Annotated in this window: 8 protein-coding genes; all 8 read right to left on the reverse strand. The window is 45.8% G+C overall.

The window, feature by feature from the left end; genetic code table 11:
* Positions 1-19 precede the first annotated feature (19 nt).
* The 8 genes from MHB85_RS20680 to adhE all read right to left on the reverse strand — a co-directional run bounded on the left by MHB85_RS20680 (position 20) and on the right by adhE (position 13,719).
* Positions 20-1,651 carry a response regulator transcription factor gene (locus MHB85_RS20680; RefSeq protein WP_105599551.1) on the reverse strand — a complete coding sequence of 544 codons (1,632 nt, stop codon included), beginning with the start codon at positions 1,649-1,651 and terminating at the stop codon, positions 20-22.
* Positions 1,648-3,483, reverse strand: coding sequence for a cache domain-containing sensor histidine kinase (locus tag MHB85_RS20685; protein WP_105599553.1), 1,836 nt, complete (start codon positions 3,481-3,483; stop codon positions 1,648-1,650). The genes MHB85_RS20680 and MHB85_RS20685 overlap by 4 nt, the downstream gene beginning before the upstream one ends.
* A gap of 32 nt (positions 3,484-3,515) precedes the next feature.
* Positions 3,516-4,346 carry a carbohydrate ABC transporter permease gene (locus MHB85_RS20690; RefSeq protein WP_105599554.1) on the reverse strand — a complete coding sequence of 277 codons (831 nt, stop codon included), beginning with the start codon at positions 4,344-4,346 and terminating at the stop codon, positions 3,516-3,518.
* On the reverse strand, positions 4,346-5,230 hold the full coding sequence (locus MHB85_RS20695) for a carbohydrate ABC transporter permease (RefSeq protein WP_076250991.1): 885 nt from the start codon (positions 5,228-5,230) through the stop codon (positions 4,346-4,348). Before MHB85_RS20695 ends, MHB85_RS20690 begins: the two co-directional genes overlap by 1 nt.
* 51 nt (positions 5,231-5,281) lie before the next feature.
* The gene (locus MHB85_RS20700) at positions 5,282-6,649 is read right to left on the reverse strand and encodes an ABC transporter substrate-binding protein (RefSeq protein ID WP_105599556.1); all 1,368 of its coding nucleotides are present in this window, start codon (positions 6,647-6,649) and stop codon (positions 5,282-5,284) included.
* Between the two features lie 416 nt (positions 6,650-7,065).
* On the reverse strand, positions 7,066-7,818 hold the full coding sequence (gene pflA / locus MHB85_RS20705) for a pyruvate formate-lyase-activating protein (RefSeq protein WP_091018172.1): 753 nt from the start codon (positions 7,816-7,818) through the stop codon (positions 7,066-7,068).
* An 89-nt stretch (positions 7,819-7,907) separates the two neighbouring features.
* Positions 7,908-10,166 (reverse strand): formate C-acetyltransferase, encoded by a 2,259-nt coding sequence (gene pflB / locus MHB85_RS20710; protein ID WP_091018174.1) that lies wholly within the window; start codon positions 10,164-10,166, stop codon positions 7,908-7,910.
* Between the two features lie 940 nt (positions 10,167-11,106).
* Complete coding sequence (adhE, locus tag MHB85_RS20715; protein ID WP_091018175.1) at positions 11,107-13,719, reverse strand: bifunctional acetaldehyde-CoA/alcohol dehydrogenase; 2,613 nt, start codon at positions 13,717-13,719, stop codon at positions 11,107-11,109.
* Positions 13,720-13,959 lie beyond the last annotated feature (240 nt).

A 13,959-nucleotide genomic window follows, 5' to 3' on the forward strand; every position in this document is an offset into this window, starting at 1 on the left:
CCTCCCGTTTCCCTTGCTACTACAAACCCAATTGTTTACTCTGCCTGTACTCGGAGGGTTTCATGTGGAAGTGTTTATGAAACACCTTGGAGAAGTAACGGCGCTCCTTGAAACCTGTTGCTTCCCCAATCGCTGTAATGCTCCATTCGGTTGTACTCAACAATAAAGCGGCACTTTCCATCCGTTTCTGCGTCATGTATTCCACAAAAGTAACACCCATTTGAGTTTTAAATAGCTGGCAGAAGTATCCCGGGCTGATTCCGAGCCAATCTGAGACTTCATCTATTCCCAAGTCCTGTTGCAGTCTGGCGTTCATGTAATCACATGCAGATCGGATTAGTTCCGCTATCGAGGGACGCGGTTGAGTTTGTTTACCTTGACAGGCATGAATAATGACCTCTGCAAGTTCAATCAGTTCTCTCATGGATACAGCCTCTTGCAGCGCATTCCAGAAATTCACTTCGTCCTTTTCAGCCATGACATTGACTTCGCGCAGTTCCCGAAGCATGTGTACTAGCATATAGCGAACATGGGTTTCATCTATCTTGTCTATTGATTGCTCGGCATTCCCCATTCGCTGTTTAAGCGCTTTCATTACATCTTGTAATCCTTGTTTATTCCATTGTCGAATACACCGTGTGATAAGCTCCAGATCGTCTCTTGTTATCCATGTACCGCCCCTTTTGGAAACCTCATGATCATACGATAATGAAGATCCCGCGCAGCCCGAATTCAATACCTTGTCTTCGCTTTCCGAATGTGTCATTAGAATTCTCTGACAATGCTGGTACCGTTCAAGGATTTGCTGTTCCAGTTTTACGAGTACATGATCCTGAACTACCCTTGCTTTTACACCTGAATCCATGGACAATATCGCATTCAATTCAATTAATAGTTGATGTGCCAACTCCTCTGACTGAAGTTTCCACTCGCCCGATGCGTCTAACAAGATGCACCACTCTCCTTTGCGGGTAGAAAGAACCTGGCAGCCATTAGAGATTCTATCCGTAACTTCCCTAAGCATGGAACTTATTGCCTCATGCCATCTTACATGCTGGACCTCGGACCAGCCGATGGAATGGCGAAAATAACCGACTACATCCACCAACAGCACCGTATAGCCTACAAAAGGAGGCATGAATTGAGGCACAGAAACAGGATCAGAAATCTTCATCTGGGCTTCTCCTCGCAACAAGTCCATCAACTGTTTATGTCTGATCCAACTTTCCATCTCTTGGCTGCGATAACGTTGCGATTCGTTTTCCAGACGTCTCTTCTGGATCTGTCCGACAAGCTCTCGCAGTTTATGTTCCAGATTCAAATAATCAATTGGCTTACATATGTATTCATGTACGTTATACTTGATAGCGGTTCGAGCATATTCAAACTGCTGATACCCGGTCAGTAAAATAATTTCACACGTTTCACCCTGTTCTCGCAGCAAACGAATAAGTTCCAATCCATCCATAGACGGCATCCGAATATCACACAAGAGAATGTCTGGATGACTTTCTGTTACTTTCCCCAGCGCTTCTACACCACTTCTCGCGGTACCTGTGATTTCAATCCCCATCTCTTCCCAGGGTAAAATATATTTCAGATTCTCCAGAATCGGCAGCTCATCGTCAACCAGCATTGCAGTCAGATTCATCCGGCTTCCTCCTGCTCATATAATGGAATGATGCATCGAATAACTGTGCCATACCCCGGTGCTGAACATATAAATATGCCATACCCGGCCCCGTATTGAATACGAATTCGATCTGCCACACTTCGTAATCCCAATCCCCTTCGCTCCGTTATGGACGATAATGATTCCGCCCCTTCCGCGAGCATATCTTCCGGTGGATCTTCTGCCATATACTCAAATCGTGCGAGCATTTCCTGGGGAATACCGATCCCATTATCCTCAACACATAACACCAGATGACCCCGTTCTGCATATGCGCTTATCCGCAGTACACCTGGATAGGTGATCCCCTCAAACCCATGTTGAATGCTATTTTCCACCAGAGGCTGGAGGGTAAGCTTAAGCAGAATTGAGCTGTATAAATGGGGTGGAATGTCAATCTCATAGGTGAACAAATCACTGAACCTGTACTGTTGAATCTCCAGATAACTCTGCAAATGTCTTATTTCCTCACCCAGCGGAATCTCTTCCTGATCCTGAATGCTGATACGAAGCATATTGCCCAGCCTGGTTACCATCTCGCTTACTTTGCGCCCCTCACCACGCAATGCCAAACCATTGATCGATTCCAATGTATTGAACAGAAAATGGGGTTTGATCTGGGCTTGTAGTACACGTAGTTCTGCCTGGGCCTTCTGCTCCTGCTCTGCCCGAACACGACGGAATAATCCCCCGATTCGATCCAATAGCTCATTGAACCCTTGTGCAAGCAGTTGCATCTCGTCAAAACCTTTTCCTTCCACCCTCGCATTAAAATCACCATCGTCCACACGACGCATAAACCTTACAAGTACAGCAATGTTGCCCGTAATGCGATTCATGAAAAATAGATTAAAGATCATGGCAGCGAACAGGCACGACAGAATAATGATGACAGACCAACCTGCAAAGGCATTTGTTTCCGCAGATAAGGCTTCCCATGAGGTCACACTGACGAGACTCCAGTTATAGTTCTTCAGATGATATTGCGAAATAATGCTTTCCTTGCCGTCAAAGACCGTTCTGACACTGCTAAAGCCGGGACCGTACCTGCCGGATTCAGCACCAAGGTTTTGCATGTTCTCACCGTTATATATACCTGCAGGATCATAAACGATCAGTCCTTCTTCATTAATTAACAGGAACGACGTATCCTGTGCCGAATCGCTGATTTGCAGGTGACGGAAGATCCGGTCAATCTCTCCTTTTTTAATCTGAACAACAAGCACGCCGATATTTTGAAAATAACTGAGTTCTTTGACCAATCTGATTTGGGTGAAGACAGGTTCTACCCCGGTTAATTCGGGATATTCCAGAGGTGCGAGCCATTTAGGCACACCATTGAGTTGCTGAATTTCGTTGAATAAGGGATGCACTTTGAATTGCTGAAAAGGAAGGGCTTGAAAGTTTTCTTTGGTGAAAATGGAGACAATTTGATTATTTTCGGACGAACGCAAATCATATAAAAAGGCATAACTGATGAACGGATAATTATATAGAAGGGAACGGAAATTGCGCTGGCTGGCATTCAGGGATAACTGATTACCGGTCCCCAGATCCTGCTTGGTCGGATCTTTGGCGTTCAATGCCATTTGGAAAACCGATGTGGCTATCCCGTTGTCGGTCACATTGTTAATCTGCTGAAATACATTCTCAATATTGTAGCTGATAGCCTGAAGCGCATATTCGGCCTGTTGATTGTATTTTTTCTCAATCGTATGTGACGTGACCAGAAACATGCCAATGCCAAGCGCACACATCGGTACAATGATCAGCAGCAGAAATGCCAAGGCCAGCTTCATTCGCAAGTTCATATCCCGTTCTCCCTATTCACTGGTTCATGGTATTAACCTTTGACACCACCTGCAGTTACGCCTTCTATAATTTTCTCCTGGAGTATGGCGTAGATCACAAGTACAGGTACAACGCTGTATACGATACCCGCCGACATCTGGGCATAGTTCATTTGATATTGATCCCGAAACTGGACCATGCCCACGGGCAGCGTACGCAATTTATCGGTGGATAAGAAATAGTTGGCGAGTAAAAATTCGTTCCAGTTCCCGAGGAAATTAACGATAAAAACGGTAACAATAGCCGGAACCGTAAGAGGTATCACTATTTTAGCAAAGATACCCGGGGCCCTCAAGCCGTCCATGACCGCCGCTTCTTCAATTTCTCCAGGTAGAGAACGCATAAATGCCGCCAGTATAATAATGGTAAAAGGGATCGCATTGGCCACATAGGGCACAATCAATGCCAGATGTGTATCCAATATGCCCATTTTGCGTACAAGCAGATAGATCGGCAGCATGAGTGCGTTGTTGGGAATAAGCATGCCCGCCAGTATCAGGCTGTACAGAAAAAGACTCCACTTTCGGTGTCTCATCCGGGTTACGGCAAAAGCAAACATGGCACCGAGCACAATTGTACACGCCGAAGACAGAATCGAAATGTACAGGCTGTTCCAGAAATACGTGCCAATCTTTGCATTCACCCAGGCCTCCACATAATTGTTAAACTCCCATGTTGTAGGCAAACCGAATGGATTCAGGGCGATTTCATTGTTATCCTGCTTAAAGGACGAGAAAATCACAAATAAAAAGGGAAACAAAATCGCGATCAAGTACAACATTAACAACACATGAGGTATACTACTTTTTATGCTTTTCGGCATCAATATTCCACCTTCTCGCTCCGCCTCGCCACTAGCAGTTGATACACCGCAGTGAGCACAAGCGTCAGAGCAAAGATCAGCACTGCAATGGTATTTCCATAACCATATTTGAAGTTGGTAATTGCATATTTGATCATGTATGTCGCCAGAACCTCGGTGGACCCAGCGGGCCCACCTTTGGTCATGACAATCACGATGTCGGCTGCTTTCATGGCACCTGCGATGGACAACATGATCACCACCGAAATGATCGGCCGGATCAGCGGCAACGTAATTCGCATTGCACGTTGTACCGCCGTTGCCCCATCAATTGCAGCCGCTTCATCCAGATCACGGGGAATCGCCAGTATGGCCGCCAGCACCATGACAATGTAAAATCCCGTCCACTGCCAGGCATTGGTCACCAAAATGGACAACATGGCAAATCGGTTATCCGATAACCAGTAGATTGGATCGATGCCCAGCACATGAAGCATTTTGTTTAACAGTCCGATATTCGGTTCATAGATGAATCCCCATAAAATACCGATCACGGCTGTCGACATGATGGATGGTAAAAAAACAGCTGTTTTATACAGACCTTTCAGCCTTTTCACATTGGCAATCAGAAGCGAAAACAGGACGATTAGAGGTACCTGAATCAGTACCGAAAATCCGATGAAAAAGCCGTTATTCCGTGTGGAAATCCAAAATCGTTCATCGGTCAGTGCCTTCACATAGTTGGATAAACCCACAAAACGTGGCTCAGCCGATACCCCATTCCAACTCGTCAGACTGTAATACAAAGAGCTACCAATAGGGTATAAGAAGAACATTACAAACAGGATTAGGGCTGGCATTACAAAGAGCGTATAGATTAACGGGCTGCGGAGTGAAGTATTCATGGTCAGCCTCCTTCAGTCACTTCAACGATCGCAGTTTCAGTTTGGATTGATTTATTCCACTGAAGCGTTTGCTTCTTCCTGTACCTTTTGCAGCTCTTCTGCCATTTTCTCTGGCGTGGTCTGCCCACCAATCAACTTCTGGATTTGCAAATTACTGATCTCTGTTGTCACATCCGCCTGCACGAGTGCATCAAATGCCGGGAACGACGTCTTGGACGCATTAAGCACGGCCACAATTTCTTTCATCAGATCATCGGTAATGCTATCGGTTAACACTTTCTCATCCAGCTTCATGGCAGGCAACACACCATCTTCCACAAGGCCGCGAACCTGCATATCTTCATTGTAGAAATTTTTGATAAAAGCTTTAACGGCTTCCAGCTTCTGCGGATCATCCGCCACGGCTGCCGAGAATCCATATCCATTGTTCACATCCCGCATCAAGGAAGTCTGATCACCTGCTCCGTTCTCTACCGGAGGCATATTAAAGAATCCAACCTTGCCAATGAGCGATTCACCGCTCTGACCTTCCTTGAATACAGATGATTTCCATGTTCCGTCATACATTAATACCGCTTCTCCACTTGTAAATTGCGTGGTATATTCGGCATACTCGAAGCCCAGTTCACCTTTTTTGAAATAACCCTTATCAACCCATTCCTTGTGTTTGGCAAAACCTTGCACAACACCCGGGTCGGTCCACTTCGCTTCACCTGTTGCAAACTTTGCGGTAATCTCCGGCCCGGCATATCGGGACCACAGATGGTTGGTTAACATAAGCGGTACCCAGCCCGCCTTGGATGCGGAAGCAAGCGGCACTTTGCCATCAGCCTTGATCTCGGCCAGTATATTGTCCAATTCAGCCATGGTGGTTGGGGCTTTCCATCCTTTTTGTTCAAAGTACTTTTTATTATAGAAAAAACCTTCGCCCGAACCACCAATTGGCAGTCCATAGACTTTGCCTTCATACGTGAACGGTTCAAGGGATGTAAACTGGTCCTGAATGCCCAGCTCTTGCAGGATTGGCGTCAGATCAAGCAGCATACCTTCCTTAGCATAAACTTTGGAATCTGGGCTACCGAACAGTTCAAATATATCGGGCGGGTTGCCTGCCGCCATCTCTCCGCGAAGCTTCTCCTTACGATTCACATCGGATTCGACGCCATCCAGCGTAAAGGTCAGATTGGGTACCTCTCCCTCAACTTTGTCCACAACATCCTGCAGAATGGCCAGTCTTTTCTGTTTGTCGGCCCCCACCTGTGTGTGGCGAAGAAGCATCTCAACCGGTTCCTTACTTGTCTCCTCCACAGGTGTATTGCCTGCGCCCTGTTGTGGCTCGTTACTTGAGCCTGCACATCCCGCCAAAGTCCATGAAGTGATAAGCAATAATGAAAGCAGCAATGTCATTCTTTTTTTCATCGGGTTGACCCTCCTCAAGATATTGAGCATTTGGCTTTACACTCTGATTATAAAAAGCCGGAGCTTACATCGTAAGGATGACAATTCATCAATGGAGGGATAAAATCCTTCACTGGACAAAAAACAGCCCCTGCGAAGTGTATTCGCAAGGGCTGCTTGGTTGGTATATACGTTGAACTTAAGAATATTTACACTTGCCACTTCGATGACAGAACAACCTTCTGATCGCTGTTATCCCCCTATTTTTTTGATCCACTTTTACAAAGGTGAAAATCTAGGGATAGCATATGCTTCCGATGTAGCTTTCTTGCAGAAAGCTTTTAGGCGAACGCTCCGCTTCTTCAGCTTATTTCTGTCCTCTTCGTTCTTGTGTAAATAGTTAGTTCAAATTATATACATCCTGCATATAAAGGTAATTACTTATCGGAACAAGCCACGCCAGCCGTTTCCTGGCGACCTTGTTCGATCAGGCGATACGCTCGCTCCACTTCTTCTTCACTTGGCGAAGGAACTCCATCCAGTGGATATACTTTACCGAGCGCCTCCCATTTGTAGATCCCCATCTGATGGTATGGAAGAATTTCGAACTTCTCAACGCCATTCAATGTTCCGATAAACCGTCCGAGGTTAAGCAGATCCTCTTCCTCGTTATGAATGCCAGGCACATACACGTGGCGTATCCACATTTTCCGACCTTGCTCCGATAACCACTTGGCTGTTTTCAACGTTCTCTCGTTGGATTTGCCTGTCAGCTTGATATGTTTCTCGTCATCAATATGCTTGAGATCCAGTAGAACCAGGTCTGTGTTATCCAGCAGATCGTGAATCCGTTCCGGTTCGTTAAATCCGTTGCTGTCCAGTGTCGTATGCAATCCCCAGCGACGTTTCACTTCTTTGAAGATTTCAGCTACGAAGTGAGCCTGCAACGTTGGTTCTCCGCCAGATATCGTGAGCCCGCCTCCGGAACTACGATAGTAGGATAGATATGGCTCAATCTCAGCCAATACCTCCTCTAGCGTCATTTCTTTTCCACCATCCAGCGCCCATGTATCAGGGTTGTGGCAATACTGACATTTGAGTAGACATCCTTGCATAAAAAGCACAAAGCGGATGCCTGGGCCGTCAACCGTCCCGAAAGTTTCGAGTGAATGAATATGTCCGTTAACCATGCTGCCTCTTCCTTTCTGTATCCGCATCCGCTGTGCGTTTAATATGAGTTGGAATGTCTTGCTCTAGCGGTCTTCTACTTGCAAATTATCTACATCGAACCATGGAACGTACGGTTGATGACATCCAACTGTTGTTCACGAGTTAATTTAATGAAGTTAACAGCATATCCAGATACCCGTATAGTCAGTTGTGGATAGTTTTCCGGGTGATCCATCGCATCAATCAATTGCTGACGATCAAATACGTTAACGTTCAGGTGATGAGCGTTTTGACCGAAGTAACCATCCATCATCGCAGTCAGATTGGATTTACGTGTAGTCTCCTCTTTACCCAATGCTTTTGGCACGATGGAGAAGGTATTGGAAATTCCGTCAAGACTGTGTTCATAAGGTAATTTGGCTACAGAGCCAAGGGATGCCAGTGCACCTTTTTTGTCACGACCATGCATTGGGTTCGCACCTGGAGCAAATGGTTCACCTGCTTTACGACCATCCGGTGTAGTCCCTGTTTTCTTACCATATACCACGTTGGAAGTGATCGTCAGAACGGATTGTGTTGGAACTGCGTTACGGTAAGCTTTGTGCTTGCGAATCATGCCCATGAAGTTCTCGACCAGTTCAACAGCAATGCTGTCTACGCTGTCTTCATTGTTACCGTAACAAGGGAAGTCTCCTTCGATTTCAAAATCAACGGCGATGCCTTGTTCGTTACGAATTGGTTTTACTTTGGCATATTTGATTGCACTCAGTGAATCTGCTGTAACCGAGAGACCGGCGATACCACAAGCCATCGTACGTACAATGTCACGGTCATGTAATGCCATTTCGATACGCTCATAGCTGTATTTATCGTGCATGTAGTGAATGACGTTGAGGGTGTTCATATACAGTTTCGCCAGCCACTCCATCATTGGTTTGAAGCGTTTCATAACCTCATTGTAATCCAGCACTTCGCTAGTGATGGCAGGATACTCAGGTCCAACTTGTGCTCCGGATTTCTCGTCACGACCACCGTTGATCGCATACAGGAGAGCTTTTGCCAAGTTGGCACGAGCGCCGAAGAATTGCATTTGTTTCCCGATCTTCATAGCCGATACACAGCATGCAATACCGTAATCGTCACCATAGATTGGACGCATCAGATCATCATTTTCATACTGGATTGAGCTGGTTTCAATGGATACTTTACTGCAATAATCTTTGAAAGCTTCTGGAAGTTTCGTGGACCAAAGTACAGTCAGGTTCGGTTCTGGTGCAGGACCCAGGTTGTGCAGTGTATGCAGGAAACGGAAGCTGTTTTTGGTTACGCGTGTTTCACCATTCACTGACATACCACCGATGGACTCAGTCACCCATGTTGGATCTCCACTGAACAGTTCGTTGTAATCCGGTGTACGCAGGAATTTGACAATCCGCAGTTTCATTACAAAATGGTCAACCAATTCCTGAGCCTGTTCTTCGGACAAAATGCCCTCTTGCAGGTCACGTTCAATGTAGATATCCAGGAAAGAAGATACACGTCCCAGTGACATCGCAGCACCGTTCTGTTCTTTGATCGCAGCGAGATAACCGAAGTACAACCATTGGAACGCTTCTTTTGCTGTTGTCGCTGGTAAGGAAATATCGAACCCGTGCATATCGCCCAATTGTTTCAATTCTTGCAATGCACGAATCTGTTCAGACAATTCTTCCCGCAGACGAATGACATCTTCATCAATGACATCAACTTCGAGTGCGTTCAATTCGCCTTTTTTGTTACGAATCAGGAAGTCTACCCCGTACAAAGCTACACGACGATAGTCACCGATGATCCGGCCACGGCCGTAAGCATCTGGCAGACCTGTGATAATCCCTGCTTTTCGCGCTGCACGCATATCGGAAGTATAAGCATCGAATACACCTTGGTTATGTGTTTTGCGAATGTTCGTAAATATATCAATGACGCCTTGAGGCAATTCGAAGCCGTATGCTTCACATGCATCAATCATCATCCGGATTCCGCCTGTTGGTTGAATGGAACGTTTGAACGGAGCATCGGTCTGAACGCCGACAATCTGCTCTTTGGATTGATCCAGATAACCTGGTTGGTGAGAAACAATAGTCGCTGGTGTGTTCACATCAACGTCAAGGACACCGCCGTTATCCCGTTCTTTTTTGGTCAGATCAGATACGATCTCCCACAATTCTTTGGTATTCTGGGTTGCATCTGCGAGGAACGCTTCATCACCGTAATACGGAGACAAGTTGTGTGCCAGAAAATCATTCACGTCTACGGATTTGGTCCATGTTCCTTTGGTAAAGTTTCTCCAGCCTGTTTGTTGTTTGACATCTTTTTCAATCACCGACATCGTAATCCCTCCACTAATTTGGATTTCTGGACACATAACATCTTGCTTCATTCGTATCATTGTGTGCCCAGAGCCGCGATTAATGTGAATTGTTTCACATAAACCGGAACATGTTCTCTCTACTTGGGAACCGGAACCGCGGAATGAATGTTTTTCTTACATTTTCAGTATACGACTTGGGGCTTTCATCATCTGTGATTTTTGTCACAAAGTCAGTGAACTAACTCACTCCACCTGCGCTGTGTCCCAATGAACCCTGTAAATTCACACTTAGCCACTGCGCGGGCAGAACAACTTCCGATCGCTGTTATCCCCGGATTTTTTCGATTTTATTTTTCAAAGGGGAAAATCCGGGGATAAAGGCGAACGCTCCGCATCTTCAGTTTTTTCTGCCCTCTCCGTTATTGTGTGAACATCTGGATCAAACAACCTCATCACGGATTCCGTGTAACCTCTTTAGGACCATTGCTCCCTTAAACTCGGAGCAAACAAGGACTTTGATCATTTCCTGAAAAACAGGTGCTTCGCTCTTCTGTTTTTCTGCCCTCTCCGTTATTGTGTGAACATCTGGCTCAAACAGCCACCTCACGGATTCCATGCCACCTCTTTAGAACCCTTTGCTCCTCTATGCTCGGAGCAAACAAGGACTTTGATCATTTCCTGAAAAACAGGTGCTTCGCTCTTCTGTTTTTCTGCCCTCTCCGTTATTGTGTGAACATCTGGCTCAAACAGCCACCTCACGGATTCCATGCCACCTCTTTAGAACCCTTTGCTCCTCTATGCTCGGAGCAAACTAAATCTTAGAATAAAACCTGAAAAACAGGTGCTTTGCTCTCCTATTTTTCTGCCCTCTCGTTATTGTGTGTAAGACGGCAATCGGGGCTCCCCTCTCGGGGAACCCTGATCTTCTTGCCGTAAGGCACGCTTCGTTCTAGATTTGTTATTCAAACTTTCCGTAGAAAGCGTTGCGGTATACATCAGCCAGTTCAGTTACCAACGGCAACTTCGGATTGGCGGTTGTACATTGGTCTTCGAAGGCACGGTCAGCCAGATAATCTACATGTGCTTCAAAGTCTTTGGCATCAAATCCGATTTCCTGGAACGATTCTTCAATGCCCAATGTTTTGTTCAGTTTGCGAATGGCATTGATAAGACTGGTTACGCCTTCTTCTGTTGTACGTGCAGGCAATCCCAGAATCCGGGCAATTTCGGCATACCGCTCATCCGCTATAAAGTGCGAATATTTCGGGAACGATGCAAATTTGGTCGGTTTTTTCGCGTTGTAACGAATGACGTGCGGCATCAGGATCGCATTGGTGCGTCCGTGTGCGGTGTGGTACTGACCGCCCCATTTATGCGCCAAGCTGTGGTTAATGCCCAGGAATGCGTTGGCAAACGCCATACCGGCAATGGTGGAAGCATTATGCATTTTCTCACGAGCCAGTTTATCTCCTTGCAGCGCAGATTGCTCCAGGTATTGGAATACCAGTTGGATTGCTTTGATCGCAAGTCCATCCGTGTAATCATTTGCCATAACAGATACATAAGCTTCAATCGCATGAGTCAGTACGTCCATACCTGTATCGGCAACGGCTGTTCTAGGCAGGGAGTATACGAACTCCGGATCGACAATCGCTACGTCTGGTGTCAGCTCATAATCTGCCAATGGATATTTGGTGTTACCTTGATTTTTATCCGTAATAACCGCGAACGATGTTACTTCAGAACCTGTACCTGATGTGGTTGGGATCGCTACAAATTTCGCTTTTACGCCGAGACGTGGATATTTGTAGATCCGTTTGCGGATATCCATGAATTTTTGTTTCAGATCGTTGAAGTCCGTGTCTGGATATTCATAGAACAACCACATGGCTTTGGCAGCATCCATCGGTGATCCACCGCCGAGTGCGATAATGCAGTCTGGTTGGAAGCGGCGCATCATTTCGGTTCCGCGATCTACTGTTGTTGTGGATGGATCTGGCTCAACATCGGAGAATACTTCGATCGCTACTGGCATTTGGCGTTGACGCAGATAGTGTTCTACCTTTTCAACATATCCAAGTTTCACCATCATGGCATCCGTAATAATCGCCACACGTGTGATATCAGGCATTTTGGCAAGATACTGTGTTGCCCCTTTTTCGAAGTAGACTTTGTTCGGCACTTTGAACCATTGCATATTCACGGTACGGCGAGCCACCCTTTTCACATTGATTAAGTTCACAGCGGTTACGTTAGAAGAAGTCGAGTTACGTCCGTATGATCCGCATCCCAGTGTCAATGATGGCATATTTGTGTTGTAGATATCCCCGATGGCACCGTGTGTGGATGGTGAGTTCACAATAATCCGTCCAGTTTGCAGACGATCTGCGAATTTGCCAATCACTTCTTCATTTGTGGAATGGATAACCGAGGAGTGACCCATGCCGCCAAAAGCAACCACTTCTGCTGCACGTTCAATTCCCTCTGCTGCCGTTTTAACTTTGTAACAAGCGAGTACCGGACTTAATTTCTCAGCCGACAATGGGAATTTCGTACCTACCCCTTCAATCTCGGCCACGAGAATTTTGGTGCCTGCTGGAACTTCAATTCCGCACAACTTCGCAATGCTCACCGCAGATTGACCAACAATCGCCGGGTTCACCGCACATTTCTCGGCATTAATCGCACCTGCTGTCAATTTTGCTGCTTCATCTTTGTTAACAAAGTAACAGCCATTTGCAATCATTTTTTTCTTCACTTGATCAAAGATCGGTTCTTCAATGATGACCGCTTGCTCGGAAGCACAGATCATGCCGTTGTCGAAAGACTTGGACAGGATCAAATCCGTTACTGCCTGATTGATATCCGCGCTTTTCTCGATGAAACAAGGTACGTTACCTGGTCCTACGCCCAGTGCAGGTTTACCACAGCTGTACGCTGCACGTACCATGCCTGATCCGCCTGTTGCCAGAATGAGAGCCACATCATTGTGATTCATCAGTTCGTTTGTACGATCCATGGAAGGATCATCAATCCATTGAATACAATCTGCTGGTGCACCATGTTTCACAGCCGCTTCCAGCAGGATTTTGGCAGCTTCCCGGCTACAATTCTGTGCAGATGGGTGGAAACCAAAGATGATCGGGTTACGCGTCTTGATGGAAATCAATGCTTTAAACATCGTCGTTGATGTTGGATTGGTAACTGGTGTAATCCCCATGATAATGCCGACCGGCTCCGCAATTTTCTGGAAGCTTTCATACTCGTTATCTTCAATCACACCTACGGTTTTGTCATACTTGATGCTGTGGTACACATATTCTGTTGCAAATATATTTTTGGTGATTTTATCCTCATACACTCCGCGGCCTGTTTCTTCTACGGCCATCTTGGCGAGCATCATGTGTTTATCCAGACCCGCAAGCGCCATCGCTTGCACAATCCGGTCAATCTGCTTCTGGTCCATCTTCATGAATGCGGCGTGTGCTTTATTCGCTTTGTCGATTAACGTTTGAATATACTGACCTGCTGTCGGTTCTTTTGCTGGGGCGACTTCGTTCTTTACAGCCATCTCCCTCATCCTCCTAAAGGTTCGTATTAGTTTGTCTCTCTCGTTTACATTCACATCGTAACATGACAATAAACTTAATTATGTGATTTTTTTCACAAAGTATAACAAATTTAATTTAAGTTTTGTAGTGTCCTTCATACGACCATTTTCACTTCCTATTTAAAATATAGGGCTGTAAAATTCATCCTCTCCACTAAAAGTGAATTTTATCACAATGTTTGAAATTTCGTCATTTTTGCC

The organism is Paenibacillus sp. FSL K6-4396 (assembly GCF_038002525.1).
Lineage (GTDB): Bacteria > Bacillota > Bacilli > Paenibacillales > Paenibacillaceae > Paenibacillus > Paenibacillus amylolyticus_B.